The organism is Anaeromyxobacter sp. PSR-1 (assembly GCF_000964525.1).
Taxonomy (GTDB): Bacteria; Myxococcota; Myxococcia; order Myxococcales; family Anaeromyxobacteraceae; genus Anaeromyxobacter.
This window is the reverse complement of sequence record NZ_BAZG01000038.1, coordinates 1-15,723: the sequence shown is the minus strand read 5'-3', so window position 1 is coordinate 15,723 and position 15,723 is coordinate 1. Positions and strand designations below refer to the sequence as shown.

The window sequence follows — 15,723 nt, the reverse complement described above, 5'->3', positions numbered from 1 at the left end:
GCGATGTCGGACCTTCCCCAGGGCGCGCTCGGCTACCACGCGGTGGTCACCGAGTACTTCCTCGGCCTGCGCGGGAACGGGCTGCTGGTGTCGCCGCTCGACGAGGAGCTGATCGCGCAGTGGGAGCGGCGCGGCGTCCCGGTGGCGGTGGTGTGCCGCGGGCTGCGCCGCGGGCTCGAGGACGCGACCGAGCGCCGCGCGCCGGGCGCCTCGCCGCCGCGCTCCATCCGCGCGCTCCGGTTCGCGGTGGAGGACGAGTGGCGCGCCTACCAGGGCGGGCGCGTGGGCGACGCCCCGGCGCCGCCGGGCGAGGCGGACGCCGCCGAGGCGCGCCTCCGCGCGGCGCGCGAGCTGGTGGCCGGCGCCGGGCGCGAGGCCGACGAGGCGCAGCGCGAGGGGTACCGCGCCGCCTGGCGCGCGCTCGCGGCGGCCGAGGCGCACGAGGGCTCGCCGCTCGAGCGGGTGGAGGCGGCGCTCGCCGCGGCCGACGCGCGCATCCTCCACGCCTGGCTCGCCACCCTCCCCCGCGCGGAGCGGGCCGCGCTCGGGCCGCGCATCCGGCTGCTGGCCGGGCCCCGGTCCCGCGGCGCGAGCCGGCGCGCGCACCGCGACGCGCTGCGGGCGCACCTCTCCGATCTGGCCCGGAGGGCGGGGCTCACCTGCCTCCGGGGTTCGGTGTAGACTCCCGCGCCCATGCCCGATCCCCGCGAGAGCGCCAGCGCCAGCGCCTGCGCCGACTGCGGCGGCGCCGGCTACGTCGTCGAGCAGATCCTCGGCGCGACCGCCCGCGCGCGCCGCTGCGCCTGCCAGGCGAGCTGCCCGCGCTGCGAGGAGACCGGCTACGTGCTCGTGCCGCAGGGCGGCTCGACGGTGGCCCAGGTGTGCAGCTGCCGGCACCTCGACGAGCGCATCGCGGTGTTCAACCAGATCGGCATCCCGGCCGCGGTGGCGAAGGCGTCGTTCGAGAGCTTCAAGAGCTGGTCGCCCGACCACGCCCGCGCCCGCGCGGTGGCGGAGGACTTCGCGCGCAAGTTCCGGCGCGACGCGCCCACCAAGGGCTACCTGCTCTACGGCCGGCCCGGCGCCGGCAAGACCCACCTGCTCGTCGCCACGCTGCGCTGGCTCGCGCTCGAGAAGGGCGTGTCCGGGCGGTACGTGGAGTTCATGCTGCTGCTGTCGGAGATCAAGGCCGGCTTCGACGCGAACCGCAGCCACATGGACATCCTGCGGCCGCTGCTCTCGGTGCCGGTGCTCGCCATCGACGAGCTGGGCAAGGAGCGCGGCACCGAGTGGGAGCGCTCCATGCTGGACGAGCTCATCAGCCGGCGCTTCAACTCCGGGCTCGCCACGCTCTTCGCCACCAACTACTTCCTGCGCCCGGACGAGAACCCGGTGCGCGAGGAGCCCGGCAAGCACGTCCGGACCGCGTCGCCCGAGTGGCGGCGCGACGCCGAGGCGATGACGCTCGCCCAGCGCGTGGGCGACCGCATCTACTCGCGCCTGAACGAGATGTGCACGTTCGTGAAGCTCGACCCCGGCCACGACCTGCGCAAGGACCGCGCCGGCTCCGGCGGCTTCTGGGGCTGAGCCTTCGATTCGCCCGAGCGGGACATCGCGCTCGTCCCGAGCGTAGCGCGGCCCGAGGGCCGCGCGGAGTCGAGGGACGCTACCCGACGAGCTGCTCGTGCAGCCGGCGCGCGGCGTCCTTCAGGACCGCGGCGTCGCAGTAGGCCGTCACCCGCAGCGGCGAGGTGAACAGCGCCCGCGGCCGCGCGCCCAGCTCGGCCAGCGTCGCGGTCACCGCGCGCAGCACCCGGTGGCCGGCCGAGATCCCGGTCCCCACCACCGACACCGCGCCGATGGCCTCGTCCTCGGCGGCGAGCCCCGCCACCTCGGCGGCGAGCTGCGCGCGCAGCACCGGCCAGTCGTGCACGTTCTCGAGGTCGAGCGCCACGCCGGCGCGCTCGCCCGGCACCGCGATCTCCAGCGCCACCGCGCCGTGCCGCTCCAGGATCCCGAGCACGTCGCCGAGCCGCGCCGCCGGGAACCCGAGCAGCGCCAGCCCCTTCTGCATCGCGACCCCGGCGATCCGCTCCGGGTGCGCGCCGCCCTTCACCACCGTCTCCTCCGGGCCGCCGAAGGTGGAGCGGGCGTGGATGGCGATGCCCCGCTCCTTCGCGAACTCCACCGCCTGCGCGTTCAGCACCTTCGCGCCCGCCGCGGCCAGCTCCTGCATCTCCTCGTAGGAGAGCGCGTCGAGGCGCGCGGCCGAGGGGACCACCCGCGGGTCGGCGGTGAACACGCCGGCCACGTCGGAGTAGATCTCGCAGTCGGCGCCGAGCGCCGCCGCGAGCGCCACCGCGGTGGTGTCCGAGCCGCCGCGGCCGAGCGTGGTGACCTCCTTCCTGGTGGACACGCCCTGGTAGCCGGCCACGATCACCACCTTCCCCTTCGCCAGCTCCTCCTGCACGCGGAACGCGCGGACCTCGAGGATGCGGGCGGCGGAGTGGCTGTCGGTGGTGATGATCCCCGACTGGCTGCCGGTGAAGCTGATGGCGGGCACGCCCAGGTCGTTGAGCGCCATGGAGAGCAGCGCCATGGAGATGCGCTCGCCGGCGCTGAGCAGCATGTCCAGCTCGCGCCGGGCCGGCGCGGGCGAGATCTGCTTCGCGAGCGAGAGCAGGTCGTCGGTGGTGTCGCCCATGGCGGAGACCACCACGCACACGTCTTTCCCGGCGCGGCGCGCGGCGGCGACCTTCTCCGCCACGTTGCGCATCTTCTCGACGGTCCCCACCGACGAGCCGCCGTACTTCTGGACCACCACGGGCATTCGCACACCTCCGGCGCGCGGAGGATGCCGCGACCCGGGGTCGCGGGCAAGTGCGCGCGCCGCGCCGCACGGCCCTTCCCGCCGCTCGCCACCGCCCGGGCCCTGTGGCACGTTGCCCGGGTGTCGCGCCGCGCCCTCCTCCTGCTCGCCCTCGTGCTCACCGTGCTCGCCGGCGCCATCGCGCTCATCGCCACCACCGGCGTGCGCCTGCACGGCCGCGAGCGGGCGGCCGGCGGCACGCGCGGCGGGGCGGTGGTGGACGTCGCGCCGGGCCAGGTGATCGCGATCGACGTCGCGGCGGGCGGGCGCGCCGCGCGCGTGGTCCGGCGGGACGGCGGGTGGGCGCGCGCCGGCGACGGGGCGGCGGTGGAGACGGCGGCGGTGGCCGAGCTGCTCGAGGCGGCCGGCGCGCTCCGGCGGCGCGCCACCCTCGGCGCCTCCGGCGAGGAGGGCGGCGTGTTCGACCCGTACGGCCTGGCCGCGCCGCGCGCCCGGCTGGAGCTGGCGCTCGAGGGCGGCGGGACGGCGCGGCTGGAGCTGGGCGAGGGGACGGGCGCGGACGGCGCCGCCTTCGTGCGGGCGCCGGACGGACAGGTGGTGGCGGTGGCCGCCGACGCGGCGACGCGCGTGGAGGCGGCGATCGGGCGGCTGCTCCCGCCCGCCGGGGCTCCCCCGCCCGCGGCCGCACCGGCGCCTGCAGCGGAGCCCCGTCCGTTCCGAGGTTGACCCGCCCTCCCCGTCCGCATATGTTCCGCCCTTCGCGTCGAACCGAAGGAGAAGCGAATGGCCCGCGTCACCGTCGAAGACTGCCTCCCCATGGTGGACAACCGCTTCGCGCTCGTGCTGCTCGCGACCAAGCGGACCCGCCAGCTGATGGCCGGCGCCCGCCCGCTGCAGGCGGCGAGCAAGAACAAGCCGCCGGTGCTGGCGCTGCGCGAGATCGCCACGGGCAAGGTCCGCTTCGACCGCTCGGTGCGCGACGCCCTCTCCGGCAAGTTCGACAAGGAGAAGGTCAACATCCCGGCCGGCCAGACGCGGACGCTGCGCTAGCGCGACCGCCGCCGCAGGGACTCCCAGGGCGCGCCTCCGGGCGCGCCCTTCGCATTTGCGGGATCGGCCGCTCGTCCCGAGCCCGTCGAGGGGCGAGCGGGGTCACTGGAGCGTGCGCGTCCCCAGGTAGCCGAGCTTCTCGCCGCCGCCGAGCCGGTAGGAGCGGCGCAGCTCGCGCAGCAGGCCGTCCACGTCGGCCTCCTCCACGTAGCGCCCCTCCAGCCAGCGGGCGTAGCCGCCGCCCAGCCGGTTCGCCTCGCGGTAGCGGTGCAGCTCCTCGGCGCCGAGGTGGGCGCGATAGGCGACGCGCTCGAACAGCCGGCGCCGCAGCGCCGGGCTCATCCGCCGCAGCCCGCGCCGCCACAGGTGCAGCACCAGCAGCGCGAACTTGTCCACCTCCGCCTGCACCTCGAGCTCGAGGAGCGACACCGGCCGGCCCGCGGCGGCGCGGGTCGCGAGGTAGACGAAGTGCGAGACGCCCTCGGCGGCGCAGGCGAGCCGCCCGAGCGCGCCGCGCGCGGTGAGGCGCGGGCGCGGGTCGTGCGGGTCGGCGGCGGCGGCGGCCCGCATCACCTCGTCGGCGAGGTACAGGCCGAGCGCGACGCCGTCCTGCTCCTCGAGCACCAGCAGCTCCTCGGGCGCCCGCGGGGCGCGCCCGGCCGCGCGCGCCGCCGCCTCGCCCATGACGAACGCGTGCACCCGCGGCGCCTCGACGCCGTAGATGGCCTCGAGCTCGTCCTGCAGGAACGCGAGCGTCGCGTCGGCGCGGCCCATCAGTGCTTCAGCCCCCGCGGCGGCGCCCCCGGCCCGCCGAACAGCGCCACGCCGCGCGCGCGGAGGCGATCGGCGACGCGCTCGGACCGGGTCGCGAGGAAGCGCTCGTACAGGCGCAGGAGGCCGCGGTTCGAGCGGAGGTCGGACAGCTCCGCGATCTCCGCGAACAGGTCCACGAACTCGCCGAAGCGGCCGGCCAGCTCCTCGTAGAGCCCGTCCAGGCCCGGCCGCCGCTCGGTGCCGGCGAGCGTGCCGTAGGCGCGCTCACCCATGGCGATGTAGTAGTCCACGTCCACGAGCGAGCGCGCCAGCGAGTCGCCGAAGAAGCCGGAGACGAACAGCGCGGTGTCGCCGAGGCGGCGGAGCTCCCGGGCCCGCGCGGCCCGGTCGGCCTGCAGCGCCTTCACCAGGATGAGCGCGAGCGGCTCGGCGCGGACCGTGCCGTCCGCGTCCTCCACGAACAGCCGCTCCTTCTCGAGGAACCCGGTGAGGAGGTTCACCAGGTAGAACTCGGTGACCTCCTGGATCTTGAGGCGGCGATGGGAGAGCGCCTCGGCGATCGCCTCCCGGAACCACTCCTGCGCGCTCTTGCCGACGAGGATCTTGTCGCTCACTGCGTCGCGGCCCTCCTCGGTGGGCGGCCCCGCGGGCGGCTGGACGGCTCGCCGCAGGGGCGCCCTCCTACCCTGAACGGTAACCTCCGCCGCGCGAGGCGCGCAACCCCGCGCCGTGAAAGGGTTTTCACCCACCTGGCCGCACCCTCGGCAGCCGCCGGATGCGACTGCCAGCCGCACCTTCGGCACTCGATCGGGGCGACTGCCAAGCCCCGAATAAAAAGTTCGTCATTCCCTGCGGATACGCACGGGCCAGGCTCGCTTGACACCTCGGAGGCCGTGGTTAGGATACGCGCGCCGCTGGCAGTCGGAGCACTCGACTGCCAGCCGGCTCCAACGACCTTCGAATCCCCCGCCGCACGGATGTGGGGGAGCCAGCGCCACAAGGAGGACACACCATGACGAAGATCCGTCCGCTGCAGGACCGCCTCATCGTGAAGCGGGTGCAGGAGGAGGAGAAGACCAAGGGCGGGATCATCATCCCGGACTCGGCCAAGGAGAAGCCCATCGAGGGCAAGGTGATCGCCGCCGGGAACGGCAAGGTCCTCGAGGACGGCAAGGTCCGTCCGCTCGACGTCAAGGCCGGTGACCGCGTGCTGTTCTCGAAGTACGCCGGCACCGAGGTCAAGATCGACGGCGAGGAGCACCTGATCATGCGCGAGGAGGACATCCTCGGCGTGATCGAAGGCTAGCTCCCCCCGCACCCTTCCACGGAAACGGAGCACAAAGACATGGCTGCCAAGGAAATCGTCTTCGATCAGAAGGCCCGCGACGCGATCCTCAAGGGCGTGAACACGCTCGCCGACGCGGTGAAGGTGACCCTCGGGCCCAAGGGCCGGAACGTGGTCATCGAGAAGAGCTTCGGCTCCCCGACCATCACCAAGGACGGCGTGACGGTCGCGAAGGAGATCGAGCTCGAGAACAAGTTCGAGAACATGGGCGCGCAGATGGTGAAGGAGGTCGCCTCCAAGACCTCCGACGTGGCCGGCGACGGCACCACCACCGCGACCGTGCTCGCCCAGGCCATCTACCGCGAGGGCTCGAAGCTCGTCGCGGCCGGCCACAACCCGATGGACGTGAAGCGCGGCATCGACAAGGCCGTCGAGGCCATCGTGGGCGAGCTGAAGAAGCTCTCCAAGCCGACCAAGGACCACAAGGAGATCGCCCAGGTCGGCATCATCTCGGCCAACGGCGACACCACCATCGGCAACATCATCGCCGAGGCGATGGAGAAGGTGGGCAAGGAGGGCGTCATCACCGTCGAGGAGGCCAAGGGCCTCGAGACGACGCTCGACGTGGTCGAGGGCATGCAGTTCGACCGCGGCTACCTCTCGCCGTACTTCGTGACCGACGCGGAGCGCATGGAGGCGGTCCTCGAGGACGCCTACATCCTCATCAACGAGAAGAAGATCTCGAACATGAAGGACCTGCTCCCGCTGCTGGAGCAGATCGCGCGCTCGGGCAAGCCGCTCGTCATCGTCGCCGAGGAGGTCGAGGGTGAGGCGCTGGCGACGCTGGTCGTCAACAAGCTGCGCGGCACGCTGCACGTGTGCGCGGTGAAGGCGCCCGGCTTCGGCGACCGCCGCAAGGCCATGCTGGAGGACATCGCGATCCTCACCGGCGGCCGCATGATCGCCGAGGAGCTCGGCCTCAAGCTCGAGCAGGTCACGCTGAAGGACCTCGGCCGCGCCAAGCGCGTCACGGTGGACAAGGACAACACCACCATCGTGGACGGCGCCGGCAAGAAGGAGGACATCGAGGCCCGGGTGAAGACCATCCGCGCCCAGATCGAGGAGACCACCTCCGACTACGACCGCGAGAAGCTCCAGGAGCGCCTCGCGAAGCTGGTCGGCGGCGTCGCGGTCATCAACGTCGGCGCGGCCACCGAGACCGAGATGAAGGAGAAGAAGGCCCGCGTCGAGGACGCGCTCCACGCGACCCGCGCGGCCGTCGAGGAGGGCATCGTCCCCGGCGGCGGCGTGGCGTACCTGCGCTGCGTGAAGGCGCTCGAGGGCGTGAAGGTGAACGAGGGCGAGAAGGTCGGCCTCGACATCGTCCGTCGCGCCATCGAGGAGCCGCTCCGCCAGATCTCCGGCAACGGCGGCTACGAGGGCTCGATCGTGGTGAACAAGGTGAAGGAGGCGAAGGAGGCCGCGTTCGGCTTCAACGCCGCCACGGGCGAGTACGAGGACCTGGTGAAGGCCGGCGTCATCGACCCGACCAAGGTCTCGCGCTCCGCGCTGCAGAACGCGGCGTCGGTCGCCTCGCTCATGCTCACCACCATGGCGATGGTCGCCGAGAAGCCGAAGGAGGAGGCTGCGGCCCCCGCCGGCGGCGGCATGGGCGGCATGGGCGGGATGGGCGGCATGATGTAGGCCGTCCCGTCCTCCCGGACGGAACCGAGGGGTCGCCGGTTCGCCGGCGGCCCCTCTTCTTTTCGTGAGGACGGGGACTTCGCTCCGCGTGTGGACGGCCCGCGCGGGCGGTTGGTACCGTGGGTGGATGCGCCAGCCGCCCCGCCGGATCGCCGCGCCGGTCGCCGTCCTCGCCGTCGCGCTCGCCTCGCTGTCCGGCTGCGCCGGGGTGGAGAAGTTCCGCTGCCCGGAGCAGGGCGGGCCAGCCTGGCGCGAGATCCGCACCGAGCATGTCGTGCTCCAGACGGATCTCTCCTCCCGCAAGGCGAAGGAGCTCGCGGGCGAGCTCGAGCGCATGTTCGGCGTCGTGCGCCGCGGGCTGTTCCGCAACCCGCCGCCCGCGCCCGGCCTGCTGCGCGCCGTGGCCTTCGCGTCGCCAGGCGAGTTCAGGCGCTTCGCACCGGAGCACGCCGGCGCGTACTACCTCCGGTCCGATCTCGGCGGGCCGATCGTGGTCATGCCCGGCACGCTCGGCGACGCGCAGCGGACCGCGATCGCGCACGAGCTCACCCACCACCTGACGGCCCAGATCTTCGCGCGCCAGCCGCCCTGGTTCATGGAGGGGCTCGCCGGCTTCATGGAGTCGATGGGCACCGCGGGCGTACGGGGCGCACCGACCCTGGGCGGCGCGCCGCCCCACCTGTACCAGGCGGCGTGGCTCGCCCACGGACGAACCGTCCGGGTGGCCGACGTCCTCACGTCGCGAAACCTGCTCGACAGCACCGGCAAGCTGTACGCCGAGGCGTGGGCCCTCGTGCACTACCTCGTGAACCGGGAGCCCGAGCGATTCCGCGAGCTGCAGGTGCGCTACGCGCGCGGGCAGGAACCCGCGACTGCCTGGCGCGAGGTCTTCCCGGAGTGGGACCCCGCCGCCGAGGACCGCGCGCGGCGGCTCGACGAGGCGCTGGACCGTTACCTGAACCACGGCGGGAAGTACACGTCTCGCCCCGTCCAGCTGCCTCCTGCGCCCCCGGTGACGGATCGGCCGATGACCGCCGCCGAGGCGCACTCCGCGCGCCTCTCGCTGCTGTGGCTCGCGCCGCGGATGCGGATCGACGACGCCGAGATCAACGCCGAACTGGAGCACGCGCTCACGCACGACCCCGGTCACGTGGAGGCGCTGGCGCTGCTCGCGGGCGCGGCCCAGGAGGACGAGGCCCTCCGCCTGATGGAGCGCGCCACCGTCGCCCACCCGGAGGACGCACGCGCCTGGCTGGCGCTCGCCTTCGTGATCCCCGCGGGCCAGGAGGAGCGGCGGCTCGAGGCGCTGCGCAAGGGCGTCGCGGCGGACGGCACGAACGCCGCCGCGCTCAGCCTGCTCGCTGCGGGGCTGCTCGACGCCGGGCGCTCCGGGGAGGCGCTGCCGCTCGCCCGCCGGGCGGTCGCGCTCGAGCCCTGGAAGACCCACGCGCTCGTCACGCTCTCCGGTGTGCTCGAGGACCTTGGCCAGTGCCCGGAGGCGCTCGCGATGCAGCGCCGCGCGGTGGACGTGTTCCCGGAACGCGCCAACGCCGCCGCGCGGGCGGCGGTCGTCGAGCGGAGCGCTCGCCTCGAGGCGGCCTGTGGGCGGCCTCCGCCCGCGCCCGCCGCGGCGCCCTGACGCAGCGGATCGCGACGCCGCGCCGCTGCGCCTCGCGGCGCAACTCCGTCCGGAGAGCCCCGCGCCGCGGAACCCGAATTCCGCCGCCCCTCCCCGGCTCCCGCGGGAGCACGATTCGTCCATGACCAGGCGAACGATGCAGCGGGCCAAGGTGGAGCGTCCGGGGGACGTGGGCATCGACCTGCCCGCCGGCGCGGCGGCGGAGGCGCTCCGGCCGTCGGACTATCACCCCGTCGAGATGGAGCCGGCCGAGCCGCGTCCGGTCCGCGCGCACCACGGGCCGCGGGCGCACGCCGCGGAGGTGGAGCGTCCCGGCGACGTCGGCATCGACCTGCCCGCCGGCGCGGCGGCGGCCGAGCTCCGCCCATCCGACTACCACCCGGTCGAGATGGAGCCCGCCCGCCGCGGGCGGGCGAAGCGGCGCACGCATCACTGAGGGTGACGTCAGCGCCCGGGGCCGGCGGGGAGCGCGAACAGCGCCTCCGCCGCGGCGCCGAACGCGCCGGCCACCTGCGCCGGGAACAGCAGCACCGGCAGCGCCAGGGCGGCGCCGGCGAGCACCGCCCAGGCGAGCGGGTGCGCGGTGTCGGTCTGCGTCGCGAGGAACACCGACGCGCCGAACAGGAGCAGCGTGAGCGTGCCGCCCACCAGCAGCGCGGCCGGGCCGGAGAACCCCAGCAGCCGCAGCGCGCCCGCGATGGCGACGAGGCCGGCCAGGTTGAGGAGGTCGCGCCCGCTGCCCGCCCACCAGGCCCGCCGCTCCTCGCGGAGGAGGCGGAGCCCCACCTCCTGCACCCACAGGAACCCGGCCACCGCGGCGACGTACGCCGCCACCGCGCCCGCGCGCGCCGTCCCCGCCGGACCGAGCACCGTCCACATGAACGGAGTCTAGCGCGAGGCGAGCAGCGCGCACGTCACCTGCCCCACGTCGAGCAGCGGCGGCGCCCCGGCCGGCACCTCGATCGCGAACGTGCAGGTCTGGCCGTGCCAGAGCACGTGCGCACGGTGCGTCCCGGCGGGCAGGCCGTCGAGCCAGAACTCGCCCTGCGCGCCCACCGGCGACGAGAACACGCGCCGGCTCGCGAGCACCACCACCGTGCCGTACGCCGGCACCGCGTCGTGGCCCGGCATCCGCACCCGGCCCTGCACCGCGCGCAGGCGCTCCACGTCGAACACCACCACCGCGCCGCCGCGCCGGGGCGGGCCCACCACCCGCTCCGTGGCGCCCACCGAGTGGTCGATGGGGACGTCCGCGTCGGCGATGGAGAGGCGGTTGCCGCCGTAGGGCAGCAGGCCGGGCACGAGCAGGTCGCCGCCGCGCCCGGTGCGCCCCACCGGCTGGTTGTTGAGGTACGCGTGCACGCCCGGGACGCCCGGGACGCGCACCACCGCGTAGCTGCCCTCCACCGGCCGCGCGGCGAAGACGCGCCCGTCCATCAGCACCAGCGCGCCGGACGCGGTGCCGGTGCCCACCTCGCCGGCGCGCGTGCGGTCCCAGGTCAGCTCGTAGCGGCCGAAGGACGACTGCGCCTGGCCCAGCGCGGAGACGTCGGTCTCGCCGGCCCAGCGGTCGGTGCGGACGCGGTAGCCGAACCCCTCGCCCAGCGGGAGCGGCCGCTGGATCCCGGCGCCGGTCCGCGCCTCGCCGTCCTGCACCCGCGTGCCGGCGTCGAGCGTCGTGGCGCGAGGCCCGGTGATCGCGAGCCCGGCGGTGGCCGTCCACTGCGCCGTGCCGCCCGCGCCGGAGACGCCGGTGCCGAGCTGGAGGTGGACGCCCCGCGCCATGCGCACGTACGCGGTGAGGTCGGCCGCCGAGCGGGCGCTCCCGTCGGCGTAGCGCGTGGTGGAGGCGGCGAGCTGGCCGGTGAGCCAGCCTAGCGGCGACCAGGAGACGTTCGCGCCGCTCCGCCAGAGCATGCGCGGGAACAGGGCGTCGGAGGTGGTCGTGACGTAACCGCGCGACGTCCAGGTGTGGTCGACGCCGAGCCAGGCCCGGCGCAGGCCCAGGCGCCAGCCGGCGAGCGCCGCGCCCCCGAGCGCGCCGGCGTGCCCGCTGGCGGCGCCGCCCAGCTGCAGCTCGCCCACCGGCAGGCCCACCACCGCCGAGAGCCCGCCGCTCGCCAGGTCCGGGGAGGCCTCGAGGCGCGCGCCCGCGGTGAACCAGTCGGTCACGCCGAGCCGGTGGCTCCCGAGCACCATGGGACGGCCGTAGTCCCAGCTCTCCAGGCCGAACGCGCGCCGCTGCGGCCCGGCGTACCAGGAGAACGCGTGGAAGCCCTGCGCGAGCAGGCCCTGGGCCTGGTAGCGCGAGGCGTCCACCTCCTCGGTGCGCCCGAACGCGTCGCGCACCACCACCCGCACGTCGTTCTGCCCGGTGGTCACCGGCAGGTTGGAGAGATCGTAGGTGCCCGGCGCCACCTGCATCGTGCGCACGAGCGCGCCGTTCACCCAGACCTCGACGGTGGAGGGGCTGGAGGCGAACGCCGACACCTGCGGCAGCGGCGTGGTGCGGCGGTAGGGGTCGAGCGCCGGCTCGCGCGAGATCCCCACGCCGCCCAGGATGGGCGCGCCCCCGAGCGGCTGCGCCGGGACGATCGCGTCACCCAGCGTGAACCGGATCATCGGCCCCGGCTCCTCGCGGGTGAGCGCGGTGAGCCCGCGGATCACCCGGCCGTCCGGGTCCACCGAGGCGCTCCCCAGCGCCAGGTGGCGCGAGAAGCTCACCCCGGCCTCGGCGAAGCCGGTCAGCTCGCGCCCGGTGGTCCCGCGGGCCGAGTAGTTGAGGAAGGCGCCGGGCGACTCGCGCAGCTCGAGGCCGGCCGGGCGGCGCAGGGTGTCGAGGTCGAGCGCCTTGCGGCCCAGCAGCGCCGGGCCGGCGGTGAGCCGGAGCGTGAGCGCGGCCTCGTCCACCTCGAACTCGAGCCGCGGCGCCAGCGAGCGCAGCGACACCAGCTCGCGCCCGTCGGTCGTGCGCCGCGCGCCGTCGCCGGCGGCCACGCCCAGGCGCTCCAGGTCGGCGGGCGCGACCCAGGCGTCGCCGCCGTCGAGCACGACGAGCACCGGCTCGCCCTCGGCGTCGTTCACGATGGGCAGCAGGAACGCGGGGCGCGGGCCCGGGGCGGGCTCGACGGCGGGTGAGGGCTGGGCGCGAGCCCCGGCGGCGGCGGCGAGCGCCGCGAGCGCCAGGGCCAGCGTCCGCGCGGCGGTCACGGCCCGCAGGCGCCCGGCGGGATCGGGGCCGACGCCTTCACCTCGCCCGTGTCGAGGGTGGCCGTCACGGTGGCGGTCACGGCCGCGGCGCGCGCGGCGGCGCACACGGCCTCGCCGAGGGCGACCTCGTAGCGGCGCTCGCCGCCCGCCAGCACGTACCAGCTCTCCAGGTCCTGCTCGAGCAGCGGGCCACCCGCGGCGCCGCGCACCACCAGGCGGACGGCGGTGGGACGGAAGCGCGCGTTGCCCTCGTTGCGCAGCAGCGCGGTGAGCCGGCCGCCGGCGGCCGCGGGCGGCGCCACCACGGCGCGCACCATCGGTGCGGCCGGCGCCACGAACACCGGGATGCTGATGCGGGTGAGCACCCGCACCTCGGCGGCGGACACGTCGGCGGGCGGCGGCAGCTCCTCCAGGAACACCCGGAAGCTCCGCTCCGCCTGCCCGGGCGCGAGCTCGGTGCCCACGCGCACGTTGCGGCTCGTCCCGGGCGCGATCTCGAGCAGCGGCGGGAACGCGAGGAGCTCGGCGGTTGGCTGGACGGCCATGACGCCGGCCGCGTCCTGCGCCCACGCCGCCGTCCGCACCTGCACGCGGAGCGGCGTCGAGCCGGAGTTGCGCACCTCGAGCAGCGCGGTGCGCCCCCGCGGCCCCAGCTCGACCAGGATCGGCTTCACGTCGATCTGGCCCGCGCGCGCGGGCGCCGCGGCGGCGAGCAGCAGGGCGAGGATCGCGCGGGCGAGCAGGGTCATGGGCGGCACCGTCCCGGTGGAGGATTTCCGGACGGAGGCCCGTCACGGTATACGAAACGACGGACCGATCAATGAATCGGCGGCTGCCACATCTCCCGACGTCCGGCGCCCCCGCGCTCCTCCTGGCGGCGGCGCTATCGCTCCTCGCGCCCGCGGCGGCGCGCGCGGCGAGCTGCAGCCTGACCATGGGCACCTCGATCGCGTTCGGCGCGTACGACCCGCTCTCCCCCGTCCCGCTCACCACCACCGGCCTGCTGCAGTACCGGTGCTCGCGCGGGCAGCCCATCCGGATCACGCTCAGCCCGGGCAGCTCCGGCGACGCGCACGCCCGCACGCTGCGCCAGGGACCCTGGACGCTCGCGTACAACCTGTATGCGGACGCGGGATTCGGGACGATCTGGGGGGACGGCACCGGCGGGACCGCGGCGGCGCCCGCCGTCACCACGCTCTCGAACGGCCTCACCGTGGCCTATGTCTTCGGGCGCATCCCCGCGCGGCAGGAGCCGCCGGTCGGCCCGTACTCCGACACCATCGTGGTGACGTTCGAGTTCTGATCGCGCACGCCGTCCAGCGCGACGGGCAGATATCGCGTCCGAGCCGGACCCACCGCAGCGCCTGCGCGGCGACAGCGCCCCCGCGTTGACCACGGGTCACGCGCTCTTCACGTGGGATGGGGATGCCGGGCAGCCTCGACCCCGGTTAGCGTCCGAGCCTCGCGATCTCGCGAACGTTCACCCAAGGAGTCGTCCACATGCAGAAGCTCGCCCTGCGCCTCGCGCTCGCCGCCGCCGCCCTCGCCCTCACCACCGGCACCGCCCGCGCGGCGACCGCCACCGCGACCCTCGACGTCACCGCCACGGTGGTCCCGTCCTGCACCATCGCCGCCGCCCCGGTCGCGTTCGGCAACTACGACCCGCTCGTCACGAACTCGAGCACGGCCCTCAACGCGCAGGGCACGGTGACGGTCACCTGCACGACCGGCACCGCGTACACGGTCGGCCTCGGCGCCGGGAACAGCGCCAGCGGCAGCCGCGCCATGCAGCACGCGACGCTCGCCGCCGAGCTCCCCTACGAGCTCTACCTCGACGCGGCGCGCACCACGGTCTGGGACAACACGGTGATGCAGAGCGGCACCGCCGCGGGCATCACCCCGGTCGCGTACCCGGTGTACGGCCGCATCCCGGCCGCCCAGAACGTCCCGACCGGCAGCTACGCCGACGCGGTCGTCGCCACCGTCACCTTCTAGCCGCTCGCCGTCGCCTGGCCCGCGCGCCGATCCGCACCCGCGGACCGGCGCGCGCCGTTTCCAGCCCTCACCTCGCCGCCGCCGGGCGGCGGCGCCGCGCCAGCGCGAGCGCCACGCCGGCGAGCAGCACCGAGCTGCCGCCCCCCTGCCCGCTGCTGCAGCCGCCGCCGGCGACCCCGAGCGTCAGCGTGGCCGTGAGCGGGTCGGTCTCGCCCGGATCCACCGAGCCGTCGTGGTCCGTGTCCTCGACGCCGTCCGGGATGCCGTCGTCGTCGGTGTCCGGATCGCGCGGGTCGGTCTCGCCCGGATCCACCGTGCCGTCGTGGTCCGTGTCCTCGACGCCGTCCGGGATGCCGTCCCCGTCGGTGTCGGGGTTGCGCGGATCGGTCTCGCCCGGATCCACCGTGCCGTCGTGGTCCGTGTCCTCCACCCAGTCCGGGATGCCGTCGCCATCGGAGTCGAGCGGCGGCACGACCGTGATCGCCACGGTCGCCGACGCGGTCGAGGTCCCGTCGCTCACCGCGTAGGTGAACGCGTCGGCGCCGGCGAAGCCCGCGGCCGCGAGGTACTCGACGGTCCCGTCGGCCAGCACGGTGACCGCTCCGTGGGCGCCCTGGGTGACGGAGGCCACCGCGAGCGCGTCGCCGTCCGGATCGGCGTCGTTCGCGAGGACGGCGATGACCACCGGCGGGCCGCCGGCCGGGGCGGTGGCGGCGTCGGGACGCGCGACCGGCGGATCGCCGACCGGCGTGACCGTGACCGAGACGGCGGCGAGCGCCGCCTGCCCGTCGCGATCGGTGACACGGTACGTGAACGCGTCCGGCCCGGCGTAGTTCGCGGCAGGGGCGTACGTGATCGTCCCGTCCGCGTTCGCGGTCGCGGTCCCGTGCGCGGGCTGCGAGGCGAGCGACACGGCGGGGGGCCCGTCGAGGATGGTGTCGTTCGCGAGCACGTCGGCCGCGGCCAGCACGGTGTCCTCCGCGGTGCTGAAGGCGTCCGCGGCGGCGACCGGTGCGCCGCTGTCCACCGGCGTGACCTCCAGGCTCACCTGCGCCGAGGCGGCCTGGCCGTCCCGGTCCACGACCTGGTAGGTCAGGGTGTCGGGGCCGAAGAAGCGCTCCGCGGGCGTGTACGTGACGGTGTGGTCGAGGTTGACGACCGCGGTGCCGTGCGCCGGGGCGGTCAGGATCGTCACCGACGCCACGCCGTCCGTCACCGTGTCGTTCGCCAGCACCG

17 protein-coding genes are annotated in these 15,723 nt (G+C 75.2%); 10 read left to right on the top strand and 7 right to left on the bottom strand.

Annotation, left to right across the window (positions count from 1 at the left end; genetic code table 11):
* Positions 1-3 precede the first annotated feature (3 nt).
* Positions 4-681, top strand: a complete 678-nt coding sequence (locus PSR1_RS08565; RefSeq protein ID WP_059437189.1) for a hypothetical protein — start codon at positions 4-6, stop codon at positions 679-681.
* A gap of 12 nt (positions 682-693) precedes the next feature.
* On the top strand, positions 694-1,587 hold the full coding sequence (locus PSR1_RS08560; protein WP_059437188.1) for an ATP-binding protein: 894 nt from the start codon (positions 694-696) through the stop codon (positions 1,585-1,587).
* A 79-nt stretch (positions 1,588-1,666) separates the two neighbouring features.
* Here the strand turns inward: PSR1_RS08560 and PSR1_RS08555 are convergent, their stop codons facing one another.
* Positions 1,667-2,830 (bottom strand): aspartate kinase, encoded by a 1,164-nt coding sequence (locus PSR1_RS08555; RefSeq protein ID WP_059437187.1) that lies wholly within the window; start codon positions 2,828-2,830, stop codon positions 1,667-1,669.
* Between the two features lie 120 nt (positions 2,831-2,950).
* On the opposite strand from PSR1_RS08555, the gene PSR1_RS08550 reads away from it, so the two are divergent.
* Together PSR1_RS08550 and rpoZ are read left to right on the top strand one after the other, a co-directional pair.
* Entirely contained in the window at positions 2,951-3,556 is a 606-nt protein-coding gene (locus PSR1_RS08550; protein WP_237757878.1) for a DUF4340 domain-containing protein, read from the top strand.
* Positions 3,557-3,613: 57 nt separating this feature from the next.
* Positions 3,614-3,880, top strand: a complete 267-nt coding sequence (gene rpoZ / locus PSR1_RS08545; RefSeq protein WP_011422638.1) for a DNA-directed RNA polymerase subunit omega — start codon at positions 3,614-3,616, stop codon at positions 3,878-3,880.
* Positions 3,881-3,982: 102 nt separating this feature from the next.
* On the opposite strand, the gene PSR1_RS08540 is transcribed toward rpoZ, so the two are convergent.
* A complete protein-coding gene (locus tag PSR1_RS08540) occupies positions 3,983-4,654 on the bottom strand; it encodes a hypothetical protein (protein ID WP_059437185.1) in 672 nt (223 codons plus the stop codon).
* Positions 4,654-5,268 carry a hypothetical protein gene (locus PSR1_RS08535; protein WP_059437184.1) on the bottom strand — a complete coding sequence of 205 codons (615 nt, stop codon included), beginning with the start codon at positions 5,266-5,268 and terminating at the stop codon, positions 4,654-4,656. Before PSR1_RS08535 ends, PSR1_RS08540 begins: the two co-directional genes overlap by 1 nt.
* A gap of 398 nt (positions 5,269-5,666) precedes the next feature.
* Here PSR1_RS08535 and groES point away from each other — a divergent pair, with 398 nt between their 5' ends.
* The 4 genes from groES to PSR1_RS08515 all read left to right on the top strand — a co-directional run bounded on the left by groES (position 5,667) and on the right by PSR1_RS08515 (position 9,718).
* On the top strand, positions 5,667-5,960 hold the full coding sequence (gene groES, locus PSR1_RS08530; RefSeq protein WP_011422641.1) for a co-chaperone GroES: 294 nt from the start codon (positions 5,667-5,669) through the stop codon (positions 5,958-5,960).
* A 39-nt stretch (positions 5,961-5,999) separates the two neighbouring features.
* Positions 6,000-7,643: a chaperonin GroEL gene (groL, locus tag PSR1_RS08525; RefSeq protein ID WP_059437183.1), complete on the top strand. Its 1,644-nt coding sequence runs from the start codon at positions 6,000-6,002 to the stop codon at positions 7,641-7,643.
* 127 nt (positions 7,644-7,770) lie between these two features.
* On the top strand, positions 7,771-9,282 hold the full coding sequence (locus PSR1_RS08520) for a DUF1570 domain-containing protein (protein WP_059437182.1): 1,512 nt from the start codon (positions 7,771-7,773) through the stop codon (positions 9,280-9,282).
* A gap of 121 nt (positions 9,283-9,403) precedes the next feature.
* On the top strand, positions 9,404-9,718 hold the full coding sequence (locus PSR1_RS08515; protein ID WP_059437181.1) for a hypothetical protein: 315 nt from the start codon (positions 9,404-9,406) through the stop codon (positions 9,716-9,718).
* A gap of 8 nt (positions 9,719-9,726) precedes the next feature.
* Here PSR1_RS08515 and PSR1_RS08510 read toward each other — a convergent pair whose 3' ends face one another.
* The 3 genes from PSR1_RS08510 to PSR1_RS08500 are packed head-to-tail and all read right to left on the bottom strand — an operon-like array spanning position 9,727 to position 13,241.
* Positions 9,727-10,161 (bottom strand): hypothetical protein, encoded by a 435-nt coding sequence (locus PSR1_RS08510; protein WP_059437180.1) that lies wholly within the window; start codon positions 10,159-10,161, stop codon positions 9,727-9,729.
* A 9-nt stretch (positions 10,162-10,170) separates the two neighbouring features.
* The gene (locus tag PSR1_RS08505; protein WP_059437179.1) at positions 10,171-12,492 is read right to left on the bottom strand and encodes a fimbria/pilus outer membrane usher protein; all 2,322 of its coding nucleotides are present in this window, start codon (positions 12,490-12,492) and stop codon (positions 10,171-10,173) included.
* Complete coding sequence (locus tag PSR1_RS08500; RefSeq protein ID WP_059437178.1) at positions 12,489-13,241, bottom strand: molecular chaperone; 753 nt, start codon at positions 13,239-13,241, stop codon at positions 12,489-12,491. Before PSR1_RS08500 ends, PSR1_RS08505 begins: the two co-directional genes overlap by 4 nt.
* Positions 13,242-13,312: 71 nt before the next feature.
* Between PSR1_RS08500 and PSR1_RS08495 the strand changes: the two genes are divergently transcribed.
* Both PSR1_RS08495 and PSR1_RS08490 read left to right on the top strand, forming a co-directional pair.
* Positions 13,313-13,795: a spore coat U domain-containing protein gene (locus PSR1_RS08495; RefSeq protein WP_059437177.1), complete on the top strand. Its 483-nt coding sequence runs from the start codon at positions 13,313-13,315 to the stop codon at positions 13,793-13,795.
* A 197-nt stretch (positions 13,796-13,992) separates the two neighbouring features.
* Positions 13,993-14,487, top strand: a complete 495-nt coding sequence (locus tag PSR1_RS08490; RefSeq protein ID WP_059437176.1) for a spore coat U domain-containing protein — start codon at positions 13,993-13,995, stop codon at positions 14,485-14,487.
* 67 nt (positions 14,488-14,554) lie between these two features.
* Here PSR1_RS08490 and PSR1_RS08485 read toward each other — a convergent pair.
* On the bottom strand, positions 14,555-15,723 hold a 1,169-nt coding region (locus tag PSR1_RS08485; protein ID WP_193388347.1), incomplete at its 5' end, for a tandem-95 repeat protein.